We start from the raw sequence: 26,767 nt of genomic DNA on the forward strand, positions 1-26,767 counted from the left end.
TATAAAAATTTTATCAAGTAATTAAATTTATAATAATTTCATAAAATTACAAATATAAAATAATAATTAAATCAAATAATCTATAGAAGTTAATAAATGAATAAAATGTTTTTTTTATTTTAAACATATATTAAAATTAATTCGAATTATAATCAAAAAAATAAAACTAATTTATCTTATTTATAATGATTTTTAATTCTTTTAGATGTTTTTATTACTAACAAATAAACAACAATAATTATAAAATTTATAAATTAAATAATTTATCTAGAAATAATTTATTTAAAGAAGTTTTTTATCCATAAAATCAGTAATTATTTATTTTTTAGGATACATAGTATAATTAGTAAAATAAATTTTTATAAACATAGTTTATAAAGGAGTATATTATGAAGTTAAAAATAAACAAAAAATTAATACTTTCTTTAGCTGGTGCTATGTTAGGTACTATAGCTTTATCAATTGGTTTAAGTTTTATACCTACAAAAGAAAAAATTATTGAAACTACTGATAAAGATCTTTTTAATAATGATAATAAAAATTTTAGTGAGACAAATCTACCGTTTTTGCCTGATACTTCATCTTCAACATCAAATGATATTAAAAATATTTTCACTATTGACGATAATTATATTAAGCCTCTAGCTAAAAACGCAATAAAAAAAGAAGAAACAATTAAATATGTAGCTATAGGAGATTCAATAGCAGCTGGATGAGATGGCAGTTTGCCAAATGATTTTCCTGGTAGTTTAAATTTTGAAGGTAAAATTGAAGGTATTTCTTATCCTGCATATTTAGCTTTATTTTTACAAAAAATACAAGCAAATAAATTAGCTTCATTTCATAATTTATCTAAAACATCAACTACATTAGAATATTGAAATATTATTTTGCAAGAAAAATTTAATTCTCAAAACGAAAATGTTTATACTAGATTGCAAAAATTATTTGGACCTGATTTACAATTAATTGCTAATGAAGCTTTAATTTATTTAAAAGAAGCTAATTTAATAACTGTAACTTTAGGAGCTAATGATGTTATTCATTTAATTAAAGAACAATTCGCTGATTTGCCTTTTACTGATTTAGCTCAACAAATTATTTCTAATAATTATAATTATGCACAAATTGTAAATTTATTAAATAAACTTTTTGAACAAATTTTTCAAAGAGTACAAAATAGACAATTAGAATTAATTAAAACTTTAAAAGAAATTAATCCTAAAGCTAATATTGTTTTTGTTGGTTATCCTATGCCTTTAGCTTTTATTAACCAATTATTAAATGATTATTTTATTCAAGAATTACAATTGCCTTTTAATGTAGGTAAAATAGCAATTGATTTAGTTAATCAAAAATTACAATTTATTGCTAATTTAAATAATATCAGTTATATTAATCCTTATGATCAAAGTTATTGAGAAACCAACGCAAACATTTTAACTCCGTATCTTTTTGATATACATCCTTCAATTTATGGTTATAAAAAAATGGCAATTGATATTTTTGCTAAATTAACTTTAAATACTAATAATTTGTTAAAAATAAATCAAAATGGTTTTAATTGAAATAGTGATTATTTAACAAGCGATCAGAAATCATATGAAAGAATTATTGAATTAGATGAAAATTTAACAAGTACATACCAAAGATTGTTCACAAATGATCAAGATAGTTTTATTAAAAGTAAAGATGAATTAAATAAAAATATTACTGATACTTATACTTTAGAAAATTATTATAAAAGAGTAATTGATGATAATCGTTTTATAAGCGGTTTATTTGATGACATTTTAATTAATGTTTTAAATAGCGTGTCATATGTTAAATTAGATCCTCAACAAAAATTAAAAAACTTTTTATTATCAGATAATAAAAAAAATTTCAATTATATACGTAGTTGAATGATTGATAATAAAGTTTTTAGTACTTTTATTCGTGATGTAACTAAAATTTTTTATGAAACAGATTGAGATAATGATGGAATATCAGGAGCTAAAAAATATAAATTAGTTCATTTAATTGATTCCTTTAAAACTGCTTTTTTAAATGAAGAGAAAATTATTAATTATCTTAATTCATTTTTAAAATTACCTTTTTTTACTAATAGTATACAAAGAGAAGAATTTAAAGATATTATTTTTGAAATAATTTCTAATTTTATTCAATTAAATTTAGACAAATCTATCATTGCCAAATTTGTAAATATCATTTATCAAGAACAATTTAATGAATATATTTCTAAAGAAGATTTAACAACAATTATTTTTAAAGTTGTTCATAATCCAAGTTTAAGAATTATTTTAAATAATGTTTTTGGTGCTTTATTCAATGCCATTCCTGAAATAGCAGAGGCTAAAAATTTTGATGATATTTTAAATTCTCTTTTAACTCATCCTGATATTTACGATAGTGTAGTTAATAGTATTAATTTATTAGTTAATAATTTATTAGAAGATAATGAATTTAAGCAAATTATTACTAATGTTCTAATAAAAATTCTTAATAAATACGAACTAACAATTAATATCAATGATTCAAGTTTAAAAAATCTTTTGTTAGAAATTATTAATGTTTTTGCAAAAACTAATACTAATATTGAAATAATAAAAATACTTGCTCAAGCCACATTAAATAGTTTTGATGCTCAAACAATTAAAAAACCAGATATAAATTTAATTATTGATAATATTAGTAAATCAATAAGTCAATTATTTACTTTAGGTAATGCTTTAGATGTTAATTTTAATGTAATTAAACAATTGTTAACTAATAATTTAGATTCATTTAAAGAACAATTTAAGCAAATTATTAAAAATGTTTTAAATTCTAAAACTTTAAATGTTCAACAAATTTTGCATAATTTTTTACTTAAAAGCATACAAGCTAATAATAATGTTAATATAAGTAATAAATTAAATGATATTTTAACTAGTACAATAACAAGTAATGAATTAAATAATTTAATTAATAAATTTATTGATTATATTTTTGCTATTGACAAAAATGAACTTCAAAAAAGTGCTACTTTAGGTGATTTAATTTTTCTTTTAACTAAAGATTTAACTAAAAGTGAATTTTATCAAGCAATTGTTAGTTTATTAGATGCTATTATTAATAATAAAGACGTTATTAATTTATTAGGTGATTTGACTTCTTCAATCGAATTATTACAAAAATTTATAAGTGATGGTATTCTAGGTCAAACTTTTAGTTTTATTTTTAATAATGAAGCTTTTAAAAATATACTAAATAATTTCTTTAATAAAGCACTATTTAATATTCCTCAAGATAGTGATTTTTCTTATTTAGATAATGTAGTTAAAAATTGATTAAATGATGATTCTAATAATAAAGTTTTAATTTCTTATATTAAAACTTTTGCTCGTGATTTATTGTCCAATGAAAATTTAAGTAAATTTGTTTCTAATTCTTTATATAACTTTTTGCAAACTAATTCTTCCTTAGTTATTGAAATTAATAATAGTGATTTTAATAATTTAATGAGTGATCTTTACAATAATTTTTCTCAAATTATTGATAATAGCATTCTTTTTAATTCAGTAGTGGAAGCAATTATTAATAAGTTAAAAATTGACGGCGCTTTTGGTAGATTAACAACTTTTGAAGATGAAATTAAAAAAGTTTTAGCAAATAATACTACTATTGAAGTTCTAGTTTTAGATTTATATAAAGGTTTTGTTAAAACACAAACTTTTAGCAAAAATGAAATAACTATTTCGCAAATTTTTGTTAATGCTTTCAAAGAAAAACGTTTATTTGATATCAAAAATATTATTATTAGTTCATTAGAAAATTTATCCAAGAATGAATTAACCAAAGACGAAATTGATTTGTTAGTTTCAACAGTTTTAAATTCTAATCAATTCGATATTTTAATTAAATCTTTAATTAAACAATTATTTAATGTTCAATATGAAACTATTAAAGATTTTAATAGTGTTTATGATGTACTATGAACTCAATTAAAAAACGTAGGACATTCAACACTTTATGATACACTTTTAAAATTAATTGAAGAAATTGTACAAAATGAAGAACTTAATAAATTAATTGAAAATAAAGTTATTAAAGTGCTTTTAGAAAAATTAAAATTAGATATTACTAAAGAAGATTTAATTAAAGTAATTTTAATTATTTTAAAAGATAATAATTTCAAAGATTTATTAAATCAATTTATTAATAAAACAATTATTAAAGTTAATTCTACTGATGAATTCATTAAAATGATTGATTTGATTAAAACTTGATTAAGCGATGAAAATAATCGAGAAAAAATTGGTCAAAGTACATCAATGCTTTTAACTAATTTATTGATTAATAAAGATTTTCAAACAATTTTAAATAAAATAATTTATAACTATTTAATTCAATTTGACAATATTCTATCTAACATTAATAAAGAACAAATTGATCCTTTAATAAGAGATTTTCTTTCATTTATTCAAACTTATGAAACTAATATTCAATTAGTTTCTAATGTAACTAATATTTTCTTAAAACGAGTAAGTACTGATATTGATGAATTTAATTTTAACGATTTTTTAAAAGATTTAGAAAACTTTTTAGATGCTAAAGAAATTGAAAAATTAATTATTAGCACAATCAAAATTTTAGTTCAAGAAGAATTAGTATCTAAACATCAAAATTTATTAAAGCAATTGCTCATTAATCTTTTAAATTCTAAATATTTAAATTATGTTAATGATTCATTAGCAAACTGATTGACTGAACTTACTGGGGATATTAATAACAAAAAAACAGCTTTGGAAATAATAAAAAATTTGTATAAAAGAAACGAATTAGCACTAGCTTTAGATGAATTGTTGAGTCGTTTTGCTAAAATTGAAAAAAGTAATTTATCTCAAATTAATAATTATTCAGATATTGTAAGAATATTATTAAATGATTTTTCACAATCAACAATTTATTCATCATTGACTTCTTTAATTTCTAATATTTTAAATGATAAAAAAATAGAAAATTTTGCACAATTAATTTTAAATAATAAATTAGGCGATTTTTCAAATTATGTTCAATTTAATTTAGTTAAAGAAATTATTAATTTTACTTTTGCTAATAATTCTATTAAAAATATTATTGATAATTTTCTTAATGAGGGGATTTTAAATAAAGAATTAGATGTTATTGAAGCTTTTAAAAATTATGATTCACTTATTAAACAATGATTTAAAAATTCAGATAATAATAAAATACTATCAAATAAAATCCAAAATTTTGTTGTAGACTTGCTTAAAAATGAATCAATTAAAAACAAAATAATTAATTCTTTATATCAATATTTACAAAATAATACAAATATTGTGACTGGAATTAATGAAAATGATTTTAACAAAGCTGCTTCAGATTTTATAACTAATACAGAATTAATATTACAAAAAAATAGTTTTGCTACAGAAATTTTAAATAGCATTTTTCATAAATTAAGTGTTGATGGTGTTTTTGGTAATTCCTTAGATTGAAAAACCGAAATTTTTAAAGTATTGAATAATAATCAAATTGCAGAAAAATTAGCTTTAGATATTTATAAAGTAGTTGTTGAAACTAAAAGATATGTAAATAATAAAAAAACCATTAATAAAATAGCTATTAATTTATTTAATGAGGAAAAATTATTTAATTTCAAAAACGAAATTATAAAAGTTTTGGCTCCAGTTTTAGCTATTAATTCAGAAGATAATGAATTTAAAAATATTTTAAATATTTTATTTAATAGCGATGAATTAAATAATTTTATCAATACTTTATTAAACAAATTATTTAATATTGAATATTCTTTAATTAAAGATAAAAACAATTTTTTCGAAATAATAAAAATAGTTTTACAAGATATTAGTAAAAGTGATATTTACAATAAATTTAAAGAATTAATTAATTTTATTTTTAAAAATGAAACAATTAGAAATTTTGTTAAAAATAAAATTATTTCCCAAATTCCAATTGAACATAGAGATTTAATTTCTTTTGAAACAATAGAACAAGTTATTAAATATATTTTAGATAATCAAAACTTTAAAAACTTATTAGACAATTTCTTTAATGATATTTTATCTTCAACAAATAGATTTGAGGAATTAAAAAATGTTAATAATTTATTTAAAATTTGATTTGGTATAGAAGAAAATAGAAAAAAAGCAAATGAAGCTTTAATAGGTTTAGCAAAAGATTTATTAACTGATGAAACCTTTAAAAATAATTTAATTAATATTCTTTATACATTTTTAAGTAAATATAAAGGTATGGTTAATAATATTAATCATCAAGAATTTGCCAATTTAATTAACAATTTAATTAAATTAATTAATCAATTAGAAGATGAATTAAAAATTTTCACAAGATTAATAGAAGGTCTAACGCATTTATTATCTCAAGGTGCTAATGATTTAACTTTTAATAAATTTATAACATCATTAAGAGAACAATTTGTAAATAATAGTAATCGTTTAGAAATTGAAATGATTAAAGCTTTAAAAATTCTTGTAAATAATAATTACCTAGAAGAAAATAAAGTAATTTTAAAAAGGTTATTAATCAATATTTTAACCTCTGATATTTCTAAAGTTTGAAAAGATAAATTAGCTAGTGATATAGCATTTAATACTAATAACAATACTAGTGAACAAAAAGCAAAAGATTTATTTATTTTAATATTCTCGTCAAATCATTTTGATAAATTGCTTGACGCTATTTTAGATACTATAAGTGATTTAAAAAATGATTTTGATAATATTAATACAGCATTTGATTTAACCAAAAAATTATTAACTAACATAACAGATAGTAAATTGTATACTGGTATTATTGAATTTATAACTAATACTTTTAATAAAAATCAATTGTTAGATTTAATACCTGAATTTTTAAAACCCATTATTAATCCTTTATTTGCACATATAACAGATGCAGATATTAAATTGTTAGTTAATTCAATTTTAAAAAATCAAAATATTAAGAATTTAATGGAACATTTTGTAAATAATTTACTTTTTACTAAAGTACAAAAATTTGAAGATATTGCAAAAATTCCACTATTTTTCAAAGAATATTTAGCTGACGATACGTATAATCAATTCATTGTTAAAAAACTTTCTCAATGATTAAAATCTATTATTGTTGATGATAAATTTAATACTATTATTAGTGAAATTCTTTCTGGTATTTTAGAACAATTTCCACAAATTAATGAAAATTTAACGCGTGAAGAAATAAGCGATGTAATTGATAATTTATTTATTTCTTTAAATGATTTAGATGATCAAATTGGTTTAATTAACACCTTTTTTGAAGCATTATTAAAAGAAGCTAAAACTAATTTTGACAATTTTAATTTTGCAAATATTGCTTTAATTTTTAAAGAGAAATATTTTAGTGATAATTTAAAAATTGAAGCTACCATACTTAAAATTATTAATTCTTTAATTAATAATCCTAGAATTAAGAATAATCGAAGAGTAATAGTTATTATTTTAAGAAATATTATTAAATATATTTTTAATAATTCTCAAATAGCAGCAGCTGATTTAATTTGAGAAACTTTAGACATAAATATAAGAACTTTATTACAAAATTTCTTTAATTTAAATGATTTAAAAAATTTAATTTCTTATGTTGTTGATTCAAATGAATTTTTTGTTTTATTTGATCATATTTTCGCTAACTTTTTAGAAACGCCAGAAGAATATCAAAAATTAACAAGAGTAAAAGATTTATTAAATGTTTATAATCAAAATCAAACTAGAAAAATTCAATTGACTACAGACATAGAAAATATAATTATTACTTTTTTACAAGCTCCTCAAACTAAAACAATTATTACAGGAATATTTAATTATAATCTTAGCAAATACGGTATTAATGCTTCTTCTGCGGCAAATCAAAAATTAATTAATGATTTACATGCTGAATTACCAAGTATTCTTAGAAATATGAATATTATTCAACCTATTATTTCTAAATTGATTACTAATTTTGATAAATTATTAACTTCTGAATCAATTTTTGCTGATTTATTAAGTGACATTTTGGAAGCCATAAATATTAGTGATTATAAATTTGTACAAATTATTCTTAAAACATCAACTTTAAATAATAATAAAACTATTATTAAAGATAATTTAATAAAAATAGTTGATGGCATTACTTCTGAACCTGATTTAATCGGCAAATTTATTAAAGATTTTAATATAAAAAATTTAATTTTAAAATTAGGTTTAACTGATAGTCAAACTAGTGAAACAATTATTTCCTTTTTACAAAGTAAATATTTAAGAGAATTATTACATATTTTAATTAATGAAATTGTTAATAATAATCAATGATATGCTCAACAAAAAACTTGATTTGATGCTTTCAATCAATTACTTAGTTCTAGTAGTGCGCCTCAAATAAAAGATTTAGTTAAAAAATGATTAAGAGAAATTTTGGTCGATAAAGATGAAGTAGGTCAAGCTTTAGGAACAATATTAGCAAAGGAATTAAAAGCTAAAGAATTCGATTTATCAGATAGTGATATTTTAGTATTTCAAAGAGTAACAAGAGATATAAGCAAAGGAATTGTTAATACATTTATTTTTGATAATGTAGCCGATGCAGTCTTTGAATCTTTAAAAACTCTTAATCAATATAAAGGTAATAACTATTTACAAAAAATCCAAAATGATGCTATACGAGGAGCATTAAAATTTATTAAAACTAATGATAATAAAATTAGTTTAGAAAAAATTTTAAATAATACCAAAATTTTTAACCAAATAATACAATCTGTTAATTCTAAAGATTTAACCAGTTTAATTAATATTTTATTTTCAAAAACACCTTTAAGCAGGGAAAAAGGAATTTTTAGTTTCTTATTTGGTTCTAATACTGCAAGTTCTTCAAATAATACCACAAATAATAATAATGATAATCCATTTGGTAATGGTGTTAATGTCGAAATAAGCGCAGCTATTAATTTAATTAGATCTGGAGTAACTAATTTATTAACTTCAGTATTTGGACCTATTTTTGAAGAATATTTTAAAGAATTAGTTAGATTACCAAAAATAACTAGTTATCAAGAATTAAAAGAAAAATCAGAAGCTTATAAAGCTTTATGAAGAATTTTTACTTCATTGTTACAATTTGGAAGAAAAGAAAATATTCCAGTTTTACAATATTGATTGCATATTAAAACAACAGTAGAAGGAATTTTACATAATCAATTTCAACAAGCAATAGCAAAATATAAAGATAAATATAGAGGCCAACTTTTTGAAAAATATGCAAACAAAAGAACAGGAAGATTTGATGATTTATGAGTTGCTGGAATCAACGCCGATTATAGCATTAATTCACAATTTTGACAAGGCACTCAAACGGTTAATGGTTATAGCGCATCTTCTGGTTCGTTAAGTCAAACTTTTTATCCAAGAGATTCGGTATTAACTTATATTTATTATGGAACAATTAAATATCGTAATCAAGATCTTTATGATGTAAGATTTAATAGAAATAAAACTTTTACACAAGTTTTAATGGAAGATTTAAAACGTGGTTATATGCCGAATGTTTATACTAACAATTATGATAGATATGTTTACCGTGATTATCGTGATAGATAAAATACCAAGCAATTGGTATTTTTTATAAAAAATATTGATACACACGGCAAAGTTGTTATATAATATGCATATTATTTTATAATATGTTAATAATTAAAGCAATATTTTAGAAAGGAAAAAATGCCAACAACAAATCAATTAGTTACTAATGGTAGAGTTGATAAGGTGAGAAAATCTAAAGCGCCTGTACTTAACTTATCATATAACTCATTATTAAAAAAACAATATAAGGCATCCGCACCTTTTAAAAGAGGTGTATGTACAAGGGTTGCTACAATGACCCCTAAAAAACCTAACTCAGCTATGCGTAAATATGCTAGAGTTAAATTATCTAATGGAATGGAAGTAACAGCTTACATTGGAGGAGAAGGACATAATTTACAAGAACACTCAGTAGTTTTAATTAGAGGTGGAAGAGTTAAAGATTTACCTGGTGTAAGATATCATATTGTACGTGGAACACAAGATCTAGCAGGTGTTAATAATCGTAAACAAGGTCGTTCATTATACGGAACTAAAAAAGAAAAGAAAAATTAATTAATTATTAGGAGAAAAATATGTCAAGAAAAAATAGTGCCCCTAAAAGAGAAGTTTTAGCTGATCCAATTTTTAATTCTGTATTAGTAACCAAATTAATTAATACTATTATGCTAGATGGGAAAAAATCTATTGCTCAAGAAATCTTGTATAAAGCTTTTGATATAGTAAAAGAAAAAACTCAAAAAGATCCAATGGAAGTATTTTTATCGGCCGTGGAAAATGTTACTCCTCAATTAGAAGTAAGAACTAGAAGAATTGGAGGAACTAATTATCAAGTACCAACCGAAGTTTCTGCTCGTAGAAAACAAACTTTATCATTAAGATGATTAGTTCAATATGCTAGACTAAGAAATGAAAAAACTATGGATGTACGTTTAGCAAACGAAATTATTGACGCATCAAATAAAACTGGTGGAGCTATTAAAAAACGTGAAGATACACACAAAATGGCCGAAGCTAATCGTGCTTTTGCTCACTTTAGGTGATAATACCGTATTAGGAAAATGATATTATGGCAAGAGAATATGAATTAAAAGATTATCGTAATATTGGTATAATGGCTCACATTGATGCAGGAAAAACCACAACAACTGAAAGAATTTTATTACATACTGGTAAAATTCATAAAATTGGTGAAACCCATGATGGTGCTTCACAAATGGATTGAATGGAACAAGAACAAGAAAGAGGTATTACCATTACCTCTGCTGCAACAACAGCTTATTGAAATGGTAAAAGAATAAATATTATTGATACTCCAGGACACGTAGATTTTACAGTCGAAGTTGAACGTTCATTACGTGTTTTAGATGGTGCTGTTGCAGTTTTAGATGCACAAAGTGGCGTGGAACCTCAAACAGAAACTGTTTGAAGACAAGCTACTAATTATAAAGTACCAAGAATTGTTTATGTAAATAAAATGGATAAAGCAGGAGCAGACTTTTTCATGTCAGTTAAATCTGTTAAAGAAAGATTAAATGCAAATGCAGTTGCTATTCAAATTCCTATAGGTTCTGAAGCCTTTTTTGAAGGAGTTGTAGATCTTGTAGAAATGAAAGCATTTATTTATGATGGCAAACCAGAAGAAATTGCAAAAGAAATTGAAATACCATCAGATTTATTAGAATTAGCAAAAGAAAAACGTCAAGAATTAATTGAAACAGTTGCTACTTATGATGATGAATTTATGATGCAAATTTTAGAAGGCCACGAGCCATCTGTTGAAGAATTAAAAGCAGTAATTAGAAAAGCTACAATTACAGCTGAATTTTTCCCAGCAGTCTGTGGTACTAGCTTCAAAAATAAAGCTGTTAAAAAAATGCTTGATGCAGTGGTAGATTATTTACCATCTCCACTTGATGTTCCTGCTATTAAGGCTGAATTAAATGGTCAAGAATTAGAAGTTCCAGCTACAGATAATCATGATTTTGCTGCTTTAGCATTTAAAATAATGACTGATCCTTATGTTGGTTCATTAACTTTCTTCCGTGTTTATGCTGGTGTACTTAAAAAAGGAAGTTATGTATATAATTCAACTAAAGATGTAAAAGAAAGAATTGGACGTATTATTCAAATGCATGCTAACAGTCGTCAAGAAATTGATGAATGTTATGCTGGAGATATTAATGCAGCTGTTGGATTAAAATCTACTACTACTGGAGATACTTTAGTTGGTGAAAAAGCTCCTCATTATATATTGGAAAAAATGGTCTTTCCTGAACCAGTTATTTCTCAAGCTCTTGAACCTGAATCAAAAGATGCTATGGAAAAATTAGCTTTAGGTTTACAAAAACTTGCAGCTGAAGATCCAACTTTTAGAACTTATACAGATGAAGAAACTGGGCAAACAATTATAGCTGGTATGGGTGAATTACACCTTGATATTATTGTTGATCGTTTAAGAAGAGAACATAATGTTAAAGCCAAAGTTGGGGCTCCTCAAGTTTCATATCGTGAAACAATTACTAAAACCGCTGAAGTTGAAGGTAAACACGTTAAACAATCAGGTGGTAAAGGTCAATATGGTCATGTTTGAATTAAATTTGAACCTAATCACGATAAAGGTTTTGAATTTGTAGACAAAATTGTTGGTGGAAAAATTCCAAAAGAATATATTAAACCAATACAAAAAGGTCTTGAAGAAAAAATGGCGGCCGGTATTTTAGCTGGATATCCAATGATTGATATTAAAGCTACTTTATACGATGGTTCATATCATGATGTCGATTCATCTGAATTAGCTTATAAAATAGCTGCTTCTAAAGCATTAACTAAAGCTAAAGATCAATTAGGAACAGTTTTATTAGAACCAATAATGGATGTTGCAGTAGTTATACCAGAAGATTATTTTGGTGATGTAATGGGCGATTTAACTCGTCGTAGAGGTCAATTACAAGAAAATGAAACCAGAAATGATGGTGCAAGTATTATTCGTGCATTAGTTCCATTAAGTGAAATGTTTGGTTATTCAACAGATTTACGTAGTATGACCTCGGGTAGAGGAACTTATCAAATGCAATTCCATCATTATGAAAAATGTCCTAAAAATATTGCTGATGAAATTATTAAACGTCGTAATATTCAAACTAAAGATGAAGATTAATATAAAAAAAACAATCGATTACGATTGTTTTTTTTATATTAAAGAAACTCTAGATGATGAATTATATACACTAATAAATTTATTACCGTTAATATTTTCTTTAACTAAAACAAAAATAGGTAAAACATGCATTTGATTATTATCGTGAGTAGAATAATTTCAAATTAATTTATCATTTACAAACATTTTTAGAATGAATTTTCCATAATAAGTAGCTAAAAACGGATATTTTCCTCTTCAATTAAATTGTTTGGCTGTGGATAAAAAATCGCCATTATTGTTTCTTATAACTTGTGGTAATGTGTTTGCATAAAAATTATCATTTCATGTAAGAGTGTTATCTAATTCAAAAATAAATTTAATTTTATCATTAACTTTGAAATCATAATGTTTAGCTAGATTACTTTCTAAAATTGTTTCAAAAAAGTTACCACCAATAGTTTTAAAATTAGTTGTTGAACTGTCTTTAGTAGCAATAAGATGATGCTCATAAATAAAACTACCATTTTCAGTAATATTTTTAGTAAAAATACTTTTTTCTTTTTCTCAATTAAAATTACTATTATTTAAATTAGTATCAATAAACACTTTCAATAGCATTAAATTTAAAGCATCTTGATATTTAAAATTATTTTGATCTGAAATTTTAGTATTTCAAATCATATTACTTTGTTGTTTAATTAAGTTATTTAAATAATTCGTATTAGTTTGATTAGCACCATCCAATATTTTTTCTTTTAAAATAATACTATGTCCTTTAGGAAATAATCAATAATCATCAATTGAATTTTTAATAATACTCTTTACGTTAGGTGTTAAATCAAAATCATTTCCTCTTTGAATTCACGTTCATTTATTAGTACCATTTGCATTTATTGCATTTATAGCTATTCTTTGTTTTTTATAATTAATTCTTAATCTAATAACATATTGCTGATTATCCTGTTTATTAAAGGGAATTAATAATTGATTATTAAGAAAATCAAATTGATTTTTAGCTAATTGAGTAAAATTATTTCCAGCGCGATCAAAGCTATATAAAATTTCTAAATCTCCTGTTTCTATTAATAATTTTAAATCTTGTATATTAAATAATTTTTCTTCTTCATTTATATTTATATTTAAATTAATTTCTTGAGCTTGACCAATTTGATAAACATCATCTATTAAGGGATAATTTAATTTTAAATTAATAGACATTAAAGATTTTCTTTTTGAAGTATCTAAAAATTCTTGTGCTATTTTTATAAAATTTTGTGTTCTACTTATTTTATTATTGATTTTTTGCTTTAAATCAAATATGTTATTAATATTTAATAAATAAAATTTAATAAAGGAATTTTTATTACTTAAATTTTCTTTTTCACCTATGAAATAGTTATATTCTTCTTTAATATCTTCAATATAATATTTATTTGTTTCTAAATTATTTAATTCTAATTTTAAATTAATTAATTCTTGATTAAGATTTTGATTTGCTAAATTAAAAGATTTATCAATAATTTGTAAAATATTTTCTTTTATTTCTTTTAGTTTTGGAATAGATTTTTCCACAAGAAAATCAAATTCACTAATATCAAAAGAATTAATTTCTTCTATATTTAAGATATTGTTATTATTTTTTATTATTTCAATGATTTCTTTTTGATTTGTTAATTGTTTAATTAATTCATTTTTATCTTCTATTTTTTCAATTATTATTAATATTTCATTATCGCCAAATACAAAATTTTTTCTTAAGTGAAATTGATAATGCCTTGTATTAATTATTTTATTTAATTCTGTTATTAAATTATCTTTGTTAAATTGATAATTTACGTGAATATTTTTATTATTAAATTCCTCTAAATTTGAATTAATTTTTACTAAATATTCTTTTGGGAAAATAGCTATATCATGATTATTTTTAGAAAGATCTAAATTAATATTATTAACAATTTTTTTCTTTTGATTGACAAGTAAAAAATTATTTTTAATTTCATTATTATTTGATTTTTTCAAATTAAAATCAAAATTAGTTTTGCTTATTTCAATTGGTATTTGCTCTTTATAAAATAATGAATTATCAAATCTATTTATATAATTTAATGTTAGAAATTTATTATTTTGCTTTTTTTCTTGATTAAGTTTAATTTTTAAAACATTATTAAGAATATTTTCTTCAATAATTTCGAATGTATCATTATTATCCAGTAAATTTTTAATTTTATTTTCAATAGTGATTTTATTATCATAAATATTTCTAAGAATAGATAAATTATTATATTTTTTATTATCATTAATAATTTCTATTTTAGTTTCAAAATTATTTGGAATAATTTTTATTTCTATTGTTTTATTTAAATCTACTATTAACTCATCCAAAATTTGGTTATTATTAATTATTTTAAAGTCGAATAAGTTAAAATCTTTCAATTTAATATTAAATTTTGGATAATCATTAAGAGAATTTATATCAATTTCTTTTTCATAACTAATTTTTAAATTATCCTGCATAATGTTAATAAAATTAAAAGTAAATTTCATAATATTAGTTTGATAATCAATATTTTCTTTCTTTGTATCTAATGTTTTATTATTAGTTTTTATTTTTGCATAATATACTAAAGGAACGCTAATAATAGGAATAATCACAATTGTAGTTAGCATAAGTGATGTTAATATAATTTTTTTCTTTTTATTCATATAATACCTTCATCTATATTAAATTTTACCTGTTTTAAAAATAAAATAAAAAGTAGTTAAAAACTACTTTTAGGACAAAATTTGAAATGGTACGTCCAAGAGGATTCGAACCTCTGACCCAATGGTTAAAAGCCATTTGCTCTACCTGCTGAGCTATGGACGCTTTTTTGGTTCATTGAACCAAATGGTACCCAGAACTGGACTTGAACCAGCACGGACTAACGTCCGAGGGATTTTAAGTCCCTTGCGTCTACCTATTCCGCCACCTGGGCATAAATTTATAATAAATACATTAACATTATAGAATAAAAAGTTTTTTAAACAAACATTTTTTTTATATTTTTTTCCTAGTTAAATTAAATATTTAATTTACTTTTAAAATATAATTAAAAAAGTTAAAAAGGAGCAAAAATGATTAAATTAGGTTCACATGTTGCATTTGCTAAAAAGTCAGAATATTTAATTGGTGCTTGTCAAACTAGTTTAAATAATGGTGCAAATTGTATGATGATTTATTTAGGGGCACCTCAAAATACTAAAAGAGTTGATATTCAACAATATGGAAGAGATGAATATTTTAAAAAATATAAAAATTTGATTAAAGCTGAAGATATAGTAGTTCATGCTCCTTATATTGTCAATCCAGCAAATCCAAATAAACAAAAATTTGCAATTGAATTTTTAGTACAAGAAATCAAAAGAATGAATTATATAGGAGCTAAATATTTAGTATTACATCCTGGTTCATATACTACTTTCAAACCCCAAGAAGCGTTAGATTGTTTAATTCATGTTTTAAAAGTTGTTATAGCTAGAACTGAAAATGTGATTATTTGTATAGAAACAATGGCGGGGAAAGGAAGCGAAATAGGTATTAATTTAGAACAATTAAGTTATTTAATTAAAAGTTTAAATAGTACAAGAGTAAAAATGTGTTTAGACACTTGTCACATTTGAGACGCTGGTTATGATTTAAAAAATTATGAAACTTTTAAAAAAGAATTAATTAATTTTGATTTGTTAAAAGAAATAAAAGTTATTCATTTAAATGATTCTAAAAATGAATTAGCTTCTCATAAAGATCGTCATGCAAATATAGATTTAGGTCATATTGGACTAAAAACATTAGCTAAATTTGTTCATGATAAAGATTTTGATAATGTTCCAATTATTTTAGAAACACCTATTCCTGAAAGTGGTTCAATTTATAAAGAAGAAATTACAATGTTACTTAACTATAAAGAAAAAGGAGAATTATAATGCTAAATAATATTTATTTAACTAAACAAAAAGAAAAAACTATTTTATTAAAGGCTCAATACGAAAATGATTCTATAAATAATAGTCTAATTAACTTAAAAAATGGTTCAATAACTGAATTTTTAGATCAAAATTTAGCTTATATTTACATTTCAAAAGATAATCAAGATCTTGATAGTTTAAATGAATTAATAAAAACAACTTTAAATGCAGCTAAAAGAGAATATCAATTTGATTTATATTCTTTTTTAAATAAAAATATTACTATTGAACAATTATTGAAAATTTTCACAAAAGAAATTATTTTTTATAGCGCTCAATTATTTAATAAGAAAAAAAATAATACTCCCAAAAAAGAATTTTCAATTTTAATGCAAGATGATAATTACTTAAATTTATTCAATAAATTTGCTTTAGTAGCCAATAATCGTAATTTAATTCGCAATTTACAAATTATGCCTGAAAACTATTGTAATTCCGAACAATTAGCTAATTTTATTGTTGAGGATTTTAGTGGAATAAATAATTTAAAAATAAATGTTTTAGGTAAAAAAGAATTAGAAACTTTAAATATGAATTTAATTCTTTCGGTTAATAAAGGTTCTACACATGAACCAAGAGTAGTTATAATTGAATATACAGGAGATAAAGATTCAAAAGAAAAAACAGTTTTAGTAGGTAAAGGAATTACTTTCGATACAGGAGGAGTTAATACTAAAGGATATCATATGGAAGGAATGAAATATGATATGAGCGGTTCAGTAATTGTTGCATATGTTGTAAAAACTTTAGCACAATTAAAAGTTAAAAAAAATGTTAGCGCAATAATGATGATTACTGATAATCGTTTAGCTTTAGATGCTTCTTTACCTGAAAATATTTATCAATCAATGGCACAAATAAGTGTTGAAGTTAGTGATACTGACGCAGAAGGAAGATTAGTTTTAGCTGATGGTCTTTACTATGGAGCTGAAAAATTAAATGCTACAACTTTAATTGATGTAGCTACTTTAACAGGAACTATGACTGTAGCTTTAGGAAATGTTTATAGTGGTATTTATGCTACTGAAGATAATTTGTGAGAAAAAATGAAGCAAGCTGCAGAAAATAACTTAGAAAAAATTTGAAGAATGCCATTTCATGAAGATTTTCATGAAGGAAATAAATCTTCTTTAGTAGCTGATTTAATGAATTATTCCAATACAGTTAAATCTGATGCTAATGCAGCCGCAATGTTTTTGAAAGAGTTTACTAAAGATATTCCATTTATTCATTGTGATATAGCCGGAACAGCAGATATAAACGGTAAACCACAAGGAGTTTTAATTGATACATTAGTAGATTTTGTAATTAATAATTAAATCAAAAGGATAAATAAATGAATAAAGAAATTTTTAAAACAAAGTTATTAGAATATATGAAGTTGGAAGCTCCTTCTCGTTTTGAAAAACCCGTTGCACAAAAATTGATTCAAAATTTACACAATACTAATTTTGAAATTAGTTATGACAACTTTGGTTCATTAATTTTACATAAAAAATCTCATTCAATTAATGCTCCTAAAATTATGATTGCTGCTCATATGGATGAAGTAGGTTATTTAGTTAGAGATATTACTTCCACAGGACATATTTTAGTTGAACCTATAGGAGGAATTTGACCTACTGTTGTAATAGGTACTAAAGCAATTTTAATTAATTCATTAAATGAACGCTTTGAAGGTGTTTTTGGACATACTTCAATTCATATATTAGAACCAGAAAAACGCACTAAGGCAATCAATAATAAAGAATTATATGTTGATTTTGGTTTTTTTAGTAAAGAGAATGCTTTAGAAAATAAAGTAGAAATTGGTAATGTGATATATTTAACAGCCCCAACAATTAATTTTCATAATCAAAATTTGATAGCAGGTAAAGCAATGGATAATAGAGCTGGAGTATGTGTTTTAGAATACATTGCTCATAAAGTGAATCAATTAAACTTAGATGTAGATTTATTTTTAGTAGCAACTGTTCAAGAAGAAGTTGGAACTAGAGGAGCTAAAACTAGTGTTCAACTAATTAATCCTGATATTGCTATAGCTTTAGATACTACTTCTTCTCATGACACTCCTGACGTTATAGCAGGAACTACTAAATTAGGATTAGGTGCTGCGTTGAGAATAATGGATGGAGCAATGATGGCTGACCCTAAATTAACTAATTATTTGTGTCATATTGGTGAAAAATTTAATATTAAACATTACAAGTTTATTTCAATGGGTGGTGGCACTGACGCTTCAGCCTTACAATATAGTAAAGGTGGAGCAGCGACTATTACAATTTCTTTACCCCAGCGTTATTTACATTCGCCTATAGGTGTGTGTGATATTAATGATTTAATAGCTGCTGGTGATTTGTTAACTGAATTTATAAAAAATATGAATTTAGAAATTTATGATAGAATAATAAAATATAAATAATTTAGTATAAATAAGGAGCATTTGATGAATAATGGTATTTCTTTAGGTGGATGAATAGGAATAGTTATTGCAGCTGCTATAGTTTTCGCTATAGCCGGTGCTATGGTAGCATTTGTAGTAGCCAAGAAAAAATTTGAAAAACAAATTAAAGAAAATCCTCCTATTACAGAAAAAATGATACGTGCTATGTTTTTACAAATGGGTAGAAAAGCTTCTGAAAAACAAATTAAAGATGTTATGCGTTCAATGACTAATGCTAAATATGATAAAAATTAAGAAAGGTTAACTTTCTTTTTTTATTTGCGATTTAATATATAATTTTAAATAACAATATTAGAGATATTTAACTTATTATAAAGTGGTTTACTCCTTAAAATTTAAGGAGGTTTATGATTAAACAATTAAAAAATTATGCCTTATTTCTTATTATTAATTTAATAGCCAAAAAGATACTTTGAATAACATTTATTGTTTTTTTGGTTATTAATTTTACATTAAGTTTAACTTTATCATTAGTAAATCAAAATTACTGAGATACTAATTTAGTTATTTTCGTTAATTCATTTATACAAATAATTTTTACTATTTTTTATAGTGGTATTTTATATATCAATATTTTTAAGGAATTAGAAGAAGAAGGAATGGAAATTCTTTCTTTAAGTAAACCACTCAAGAGAAAAAATATTTATTTAGCTAAAACTTTAATTGCAATATTTATTGCACTTATTTACAGTTTAATAATAACGTTATTAAATTTAATTTTAACTTTAATAAATTTAGAAATAATATTTTTATATTTAATTATTAGTTTTTTTGCTATATTTTTTGTTTTTATAATTTTTGGTACTTTTACATCATTATTAGCTTATAAATTAAATGCTAAAATTGCCTTAACTATACCTTTTGTTATTACTATGCCTTTAATTGTTGGAGGAATTTTATTAAATAATCAATCCACTTCTAAAGCTAATAATTTAGCTTATTATCTTAACTTAGAATATAAAGATAATTTAGCAGGAAATATAGCTAATTTAGAAACATTTTATCTTAATAATAAAAAAGATAATTTTTATATTCTGCCTAACGGTTTTGAAAAAAATAATTTTACTGATAAACAAAAATTATTTTTAGAACAAACTAATAATTTAGCCAATTTTTCTAACTTACCATTAAGTATTTATTCTTGATTAGCATTGCCTTATCAAATGATGGATATTTTTAATTTAAATAATAAAAATTTATTTACTAATAATATTAGTAATAATTTAAAACAGTATCTATATTATCCCCAATTAGATTCGTATTTATATAATTATGATTTACAAGAAGCAAATTTAAAAAAATTTAAAATTTGAGAAAATGAAAATCAATATCAAAAATATATTGTTCCGGCATTATTAAAAAATGATTCAATTTTTGAAAATATTATCAATACTGATATTATTTATGCTCGGGAAAACGCCGAATCCTTTACTATTAGTTTTCCAGAAGATGAATATGTTTTTTCAGCAAGTGATAATTTAGTTGGAAATATTAAATGAAAATATATTAAAGAAATATTAGAAGATTCAAATTTTGCAACTTTTATAAATGATTGATTAGAAGAACAAAATAATAAATTAAATCTAAATTTAGAAAAAAGCCTTAATAAAAAACAATTATTAACTAATTGAAGTTTGTTAATAAATGATGAAAATAATTTTTTAAATCGTTATCAAAATAATCAAGTTACTATTTTTAATACTAATAGTATTAGTAATAAAATAATTAAAACACAAATAGAGAAAAAAATTTATCTTACTGTAGCAATGCTTTATTACATTTATTTTGCACAAAATAATGAAACTTTATTAGAAATTATTTTAAGTAATGATAATGTTAATTTAGAATCTACTCCAAGTGTTTTTAAAGTAAAAATAAATAATTTTAATTACTATATAGGTGGTTTTGCTTCATATAGTGCTATGCAAGAAGTTAGAGAAAAAAATAATGAGAAAAAAATTATTATTCGTTATTCATTAAATAAAAATGATAATTATCTTTTTCAACCGCTTGATCAAATTTACGAATTAAAAAGATCTACACAAGTAATCAATAAAATGGGTTATGTTGCAATTTGAGTGATTTTATCAATAAGTTTAACTTTAATTAACACTTACTTATATACTAAAAAGGATTATAAATAATGGATAATATCTTAGAAGTAAAGAATTTTAAAAAGATATATGTGTCTAATAAACATTCAAGTGGTGTTTTTGGAGTTGATTTTGAAGTTAAAAAAGGTCAATTTCATGCTTTTATAGGAGAAAACGGTGCAGGAAAAACTACAACAATTAAAAGTATTGTAGGTGCTTATAATAATTTTGAAGGAAAAATTCTTATTAATAATTTAGATAATAATAATGAAAAAAGCAAAAAATTTCTTGGATATGTTCCAGAAAATGCTGTTTTTCCTAAAGAATTAACAACCTTTAAATATTTATTATCATTAGCTAAATTAAATAATTTAACAAATAAAGAAGCAACAATAAAAATTGAAAGCTTGTTAAAAGAATTTGAAATAAGTGATTTAAAAAATGTCAAACCTTTTAATATGTCTTCTGGACAAAAAAAGAAAATTTTATTAATTCAAGCTTTAATGTTTGATCCTCAATTATTAATTTTAGATGAACCAGCAGCTAATTTAGATCCTACGGCCAGATTTAATTTATTTAGAATATTGAAAAAATTAAATGATAAGGGTACAACAATTTTTATTTCTTCACATGTTTTAAGTGAAATTGATAAATTTGTAGATTCTTTAACTTTAATACATTTAGGCAAAGTTTTATACAACGGAAATAAAACTAAATCTTTAGAAGAAATTTTTTATGAAAAAATTATCAAAAATAATTAAATGTTTTTTAACATTAAATCTTTTGCCAACTTTCTTATTAACTTCTGTTGCTTGTTTTAATGTTAATAAGGAAAAAAATATTCTTACAAACAATTGAGAATTTACACCCAAATTTATTGATACTGTTGATAATAATCTTTTAGATTTAACCAAAAAATTTATTCCAAATCAAAGTGAGTTTAATGATTTTATTGATGTTCAGAGTCAAATAGATAATAATCTAATTAATGAATTAAATTTTTCTTTAATTTTTGCACCTTTACAAGATGTTAAAGTTTTATCGAATTCAGGAAATCAAAATAAAAAAACTAATCAATCAATTTCTAATTTAAAACAATTTTTAAAAAATAATTGATTTTGATATTTAAATAATTTAGAAAAATTAATTTTTGCTTTTAATCCATATGGTAAAGATTATGATATATCTTTTAATAATAAAGTGGATAATTTTAATGAATTATTAAAACAAAAAATTAATGATAATACTTTGTTATTTAAATTTAACAATAAAACAATTGACAAAATTATTACTAAAACTTTTAATTTAAATGAACATGATAAATTATTGAATAAAAAATTGTTTTTTATAGTTCTAGAACAAAATAAAATAATGTTACTTTTGAGTTATGAAGAAAATCAAAAGAAAAATATAATTATACTTCCTGATTTATTTGTAATAAGTGATATTAATTATTTAGATACTTTTATTGAAAATTTTTTATTATTTTTTCAAGAAGAATGAACAAAAAATTTAGAGAAAAATATTAATTATTTAAAATCTATTGATGATGATTTTGATGTTAATAATTATTTAGCAATAAATAATGATAGTAAACTTTTTTCATTTTATGATAGTGATAATTATGCTGAAATTTTTAGTAATTTAGTTTTAAATTTTCAAACTAAAAATATAACAATTGAAAAATATATATGGAGTTATATAGATGATCAAAAAAATTACTAGTATTTTGCTTTTAATGTTTTCACCATTAGTTTCTCTTTCTTGTGTTAATTATCAAGAAGCTCAAACTTTTGAAAATTTAATCGATCATAATTTAGATCATTTAAATAATATAAGTTCTAATGAAGAAATTCAAACTCAAAATATTTTAACACAATTATTAAAAATTGTTTATAAAAATAATGAAACTGCTAAAGTGGAATTTTTAAATAAACAAAATAATACTAAGAAAATAGAAAAAGAATTTGAAAATTTAGCACAAAATACTCAAAATTTGGTCGTAGAAATTGAACAAATAAATAAAAAAATTTCAGAGTTAAATGAAATGCAAGCTAGAATAGATTTTTTACCTTCATTTTTTTCACAAACCAAAAAAGATCAAGTTAAAAATGATTTACTAGAACAAAATAAAAAACTAAATGAATTAAACAAACAATGAGATACTTATAAAGAAAAAGTTGGCTTTTTAATTAGTAAAAATTGATATTGATATTTTCAAAATTTAAATAAATTTAACTTTGTTTTTTATAAATATATTGCTCAAGAACTTATTGACGCAGTTAAACTAAATGATAATCAAATTGAAAATGATTTTGCTCATTTAATTACAAATGAATATATTGATAAAATTAATAATTTATCAGCTTCAAAAACGTTTAAAGTTGCTAATAATTATTTACAAAATTTAATTCTTGGTGAAGAATCATATGAATTAAATAATACAAATGTTTATTATTTAACGTCTAATAAAACTGTTTATCGTTTAGTAGTTAATAATTTTAATAGTGATAATAGCACTTTAGTAATAGAACCGTATATTTGATATTTTGAAAATTTGAAAAAACCTCAAATTTCGACTGCTTTAGTTGCATCTGTGTATCATTACACTAAAGTACATAAATATGTTAGTGGTTATAATCAATTTATTAATGATTTAGTTGATAAACAACGTTATGGAGAACCTGCCTATGTTTTGCCTATTATTAGGGAGCAAAATGAATAAATTAAAGACTTTGTGATCTATTTTATCATCTGTATTAATTTTTACTACTACTATAGGATGTACTAACCATTTAAAAAAAACTCAAGTACAAACAGATACAACACTTGTTGTTAAAGAAAATGAATTTGATTTATTTTTAAAAAATCAGCATATTCAAGCTTTATTAAATCTAATTTATAAAAATGATAATTTAACTAAAGAAAAATATATTCAATCTCAAAAGAAATTAGATATAAATTATTTACTTAAATTAAAAACTGCATTAAGATATGCTAATAATTTAACTTATTCATTAAATTTTAATCGTAATAGTTTTTTTGGTGTTAATAAAGCTAGCATTTTGGAAACAAATGAAAAATTAATTAAAGAATTTACCCGCACAAATTGATTATTTTATTTATTTAATTTTTCTAAATTAGTTTTTGTTCAAGATCAAGATAATCGAGGTGATGATGCTAATAGTGCTCTTTTAGCCGAAAGAGATAGTGAAAATCTATTACTTTATCAAACTTTTTATCAAGCACAAAATAATCAAATTAATGATTATGTAATTCAAGAATATGCTAATGATGATTATGCTCAAGAATTAAGAGTTTTTCTTTTAACTCAAGAAGGTTTTATTATTCGTATTAATATTGAATTATACAAAGAAGAAAATTCAACGCCTTCAGTAGAAATTTATGGATATATTAATACTTATCCTAAATTATTAAATAGTAATAATAAAAATAACTTTTTTAGTTTATTTAAATATATTAGTGACACAAAAGGTTTTGCAGATGAAAATTTAAATTATAGTGAAAGTCAAAGAGTATTATTTAATGATCATTATGGCGGTATAGAATTAATTTATACTCTTGTTGATATAAAATAAAAGCACATTAGTGCTTTTTTAAGTATAATATCAAAAATTGAAAAGGAGATTTGGATGATAAATTTAATTAAAATGTTGCCAACTAAGTTAAAAAGTTTATTTTTATTAGGTGCATTTATAGTTTTAATCAATGTATTTTTAACTTTGTTTTTTCCTAATTTAATATCGCAATTTATTAAGTTAATTTTTAGTCAAAATCAAAATGAATTAATTTCAATTGAAATTTTTAAAGGTTTATGATCATTTGCTCCTGCTGAACATAATGTAGTATTTAAATGGTTATTAATTACCGTTATTTGTTTAATTATTATTAATATTACTTTAACTTTTTTTGCAGTTTTAATTATTATTTATGCTTCAGAAAATACCTCAAAATATTTAAGAATAAAATTATTTGAAAAAATTCAAACTTTATCTTTAAAAAATATTGCAGATTTAAAAAGTGAAACCATAATAACATGTGTTTCTAATGATATTGCTATTTTTTGAGAATTTTTAGTAAATGGAGCTACCACTTTAATAAGAGGAATCTTTTTAGCGCTTGGCAGCACAATTTTAGCTTTTTTAGTTGATCCTAATATGGCTTGAGGAATTATGGGAATTATTCCTGCTTTGTGCATTTTAATTGGCGTAATTGCTTATTTAGCTATACCTTTGTTTAAAAAAACTCAATTAAGCATAGAAAGTTTAACTAAGGACATAAACGAAAATGTTAATGGGATTAGAGTTATTAAAACCTATAATTTAGAAACAAAACGTATTGATCAATTTAGCTTAAAAAATCTTAATTGATATAAAATTTCTTTTAAAAGTGAGATTATTTTTTCCACAGCTCAACCTGTTTTTTTTATGTTAATTAATTCTTTAATTGTTTCTTTATATGCTATTGCTTATAATGCTATTAATAATAACCCCTTAGATAGTACTACATTAGTTAATTTAAACGTCATGATTGATTATTTATACAATATTAGTTTTGGTATTATGATGATGGTGGGTTTTTTATTTTCATTTTTTAGAGCAAAAGTATCTGCATCAAGAATTAATAATATTTTTAATACTAAAGTTGATAATTTATTAAGAAAAGAAGGATTAATTTTAGACAGTAACTATGATATTGAAGTTAAAAATTTAAACTTTAAATATTATGAAAGTGCAGAAAAAAATGCTTTAAATGATATTAATTTTAAATTAAATTATAAACAAACATTAGGCATAATTGGTCCTACAGGCGCAGGTAAAAGTACTTTGGTTAATTTATTAGTAAATAATTATGTTTATAATGATGGTTCAATTTTAATAGGTAATAAAGAATTAATGCAATTACAAACAAAAAATATACATGATAATGTTGGAATAGTTTATCAAGAAGCATTAATGTATACAGGTACTATTAAATCCAATTTACTTTGAGCAAAAGCTAATGCAAGTCAAGAAGAGATGCAAAAAGCGTTAATAAATGCTGATGCGTGAGAATTTGTTGACAAATTTGACAAAAAATTAGATCATCCAGTTATACAAGGTGGTAAAAATTTATCAGGGGGTCAAAAACAACGTTTATCCATTGCTAGGGCATTATTGAGAAAACCGAAAATTTTAATTTTAGACGATTCTACTTCAGCATTAGATAATATAACTACTAAAAAAGTTATTAACAATATTAAAAATAATTACAATTGTACTACTATATTAGTTTCTCAAAAAATCGCACCAATAAGAGATAGTGATTTAATTTTAGTTATGCAAGATGGAAATATTTTAGCTCAAGGAAAACATAATGATTTAATAGTGAAATGTGATTTATATAATTCCATTTATAAAAATCAATTAGATCAATAGAA

General features: G+C 22.2%; 15 protein-coding genes and 2 tRNA genes. 14 read left to right on the forward strand and 3 right to left on the reverse strand.

All coding sequences use genetic code 4. From position 1 onward, the window contains the following. Nucleotides 1–389: 389 nt before the first annotated feature. The 4 genes from NPA14_RS00690 (at nucleotide 390) to fusA (ending at nucleotide 12,783) form a co-directional block, all read left to right on the forward strand. Entirely contained in the window at nucleotides 390–9,641 is a 9,252-nt protein-coding gene (locus NPA14_RS00690) for a GDSL-type esterase/lipase family protein (protein WP_257076084.1), read from the forward strand. Nucleotides 9,642–9,761: 120 nt separating this feature from the next. Then, entirely contained in the window at nucleotides 9,762–10,178 is a 417-nt protein-coding gene (gene rpsL / locus NPA14_RS00695) for a 30S ribosomal protein S12 (RefSeq protein WP_257076085.1), read from the forward strand. Between the two features lie 20 nt (nucleotides 10,179–10,198). Next, entirely contained in the window at nucleotides 10,199–10,669 is a 471-nt protein-coding gene (rpsG, locus tag NPA14_RS00700) for a 30S ribosomal protein S7 (RefSeq protein ID WP_257076086.1), read from the forward strand. Nucleotides 10,670–10,692: 23 nt separating this feature from the next. Further along, nucleotides 10,693–12,783, forward strand: coding sequence for an elongation factor G (gene fusA / locus NPA14_RS00705; RefSeq protein ID WP_257076087.1), 2,091 nt, complete (start codon nucleotides 10,693–10,695; stop codon nucleotides 12,781–12,783). A gap of 33 nt (nucleotides 12,784–12,816) precedes the next feature. Here the strand turns inward: fusA and NPA14_RS00710 are convergent, their stop codons facing one another. The 3 genes from NPA14_RS00710 to NPA14_RS00720 form a co-directional block, all read right to left on the reverse strand. Continuing rightward, the gene (locus tag NPA14_RS00710; protein WP_257076089.1) at nucleotides 12,817–15,468 is read right to left on the reverse strand and encodes a hypothetical protein; all 2,652 of its coding nucleotides are present in this window, start codon (nucleotides 15,466–15,468) and stop codon (nucleotides 12,817–12,819) included. An 87-nt stretch (nucleotides 15,469–15,555) separates the two neighbouring features. Next, nucleotides 15,556–15,631 (reverse strand) — tRNA-Lys (locus NPA14_RS00715). A gap of 22 nt (nucleotides 15,632–15,653) precedes the next feature. Then, nucleotides 15,654–15,740: transfer RNA gene (locus NPA14_RS00720), tRNA-Leu, on the reverse strand. A 139-nt stretch (nucleotides 15,741–15,879) separates the two neighbouring features. Here NPA14_RS00720 and NPA14_RS00725 point away from each other — a divergent pair. From NPA14_RS00725 to NPA14_RS00770, 10 genes are all read left to right on the forward strand, one after another. Next, entirely contained in the window at nucleotides 15,880–16,728 is an 849-nt protein-coding gene (locus NPA14_RS00725) for a deoxyribonuclease IV (RefSeq protein WP_257076091.1), read from the forward strand. Then, nucleotides 16,728–18,089 (forward strand): M17 family metallopeptidase, encoded by a 1,362-nt coding sequence (locus NPA14_RS00730; protein WP_257076093.1) that lies wholly within the window; start codon nucleotides 16,728–16,730, stop codon nucleotides 18,087–18,089. Before NPA14_RS00725 ends, NPA14_RS00730 begins: the two co-directional genes overlap by 1 nt. Before the next feature lie 17 nt (nucleotides 18,090–18,106). After that, nucleotides 18,107–19,192, forward strand: coding sequence for a M20/M25/M40 family metallo-hydrolase (locus NPA14_RS00735; protein ID WP_257076095.1), 1,086 nt, complete (start codon nucleotides 18,107–18,109; stop codon nucleotides 19,190–19,192). A 24-nt stretch (nucleotides 19,193–19,216) separates the two neighbouring features. Then, the gene (locus NPA14_RS00740; protein ID WP_257076097.1) at nucleotides 19,217–19,468 is read left to right on the forward strand and encodes a YneF family protein; all 252 of its coding nucleotides are present in this window, start codon (nucleotides 19,217–19,219) and stop codon (nucleotides 19,466–19,468) included. Nucleotides 19,469–19,581: 113 nt separating this feature from the next. Beyond that, nucleotides 19,582–21,378: an ABC transporter permease gene (locus NPA14_RS00745; protein WP_257076098.1), complete on the forward strand. Its 1,797-nt coding sequence runs from the start codon at nucleotides 19,582–19,584 to the stop codon at nucleotides 21,376–21,378. Next, a complete protein-coding gene (locus tag NPA14_RS00750; RefSeq protein ID WP_257076099.1) occupies nucleotides 21,378–22,088 on the forward strand; it encodes an ABC transporter ATP-binding protein in 711 nt (236 codons plus the stop codon). Before NPA14_RS00745 ends, NPA14_RS00750 begins: the two co-directional genes overlap by 1 nt. Beyond that, entirely contained in the window at nucleotides 22,063–23,052 is a 990-nt protein-coding gene (locus NPA14_RS00755; RefSeq protein ID WP_257076102.1) for a hypothetical protein, read from the forward strand. Before NPA14_RS00750 ends, NPA14_RS00755 begins: the two co-directional genes overlap by 26 nt. Beyond that, nucleotides 23,033–24,052 carry an aromatic motif membrane protein gene (locus NPA14_RS00760; protein ID WP_257076104.1) on the forward strand — a complete coding sequence of 340 codons (1,020 nt, stop codon included), beginning with the start codon at nucleotides 23,033–23,035 and terminating at the stop codon, nucleotides 24,050–24,052. Before NPA14_RS00755 ends, NPA14_RS00760 begins: the two co-directional genes overlap by 20 nt. Further along, on the forward strand, nucleotides 24,045–24,926 hold the full coding sequence (locus NPA14_RS00765; protein WP_257076105.1) for an aromatic motif membrane protein: 882 nt from the start codon (nucleotides 24,045–24,047) through the stop codon (nucleotides 24,924–24,926). The genes NPA14_RS00760 and NPA14_RS00765 overlap by 8 nt, the downstream gene beginning before the upstream one ends. A 54-nt stretch (nucleotides 24,927–24,980) precedes the next feature. After that, nucleotides 24,981–26,765, forward strand: coding sequence for an ABC transporter ATP-binding protein (locus NPA14_RS00770; RefSeq protein WP_257076106.1), 1,785 nt, complete (start codon nucleotides 24,981–24,983; stop codon nucleotides 26,763–26,765). Nucleotides 26,766–26,767 lie beyond the last annotated feature (2 nt).

The organism is Mycoplasma sp. 1018B, from assembly GCF_024582675.1.
In the GTDB taxonomy this organism is placed as follows: domain Bacteria; phylum Bacillota_I; class Bacilli_A; order Mycoplasmatales; family Metamycoplasmataceae; genus Mycoplasmopsis.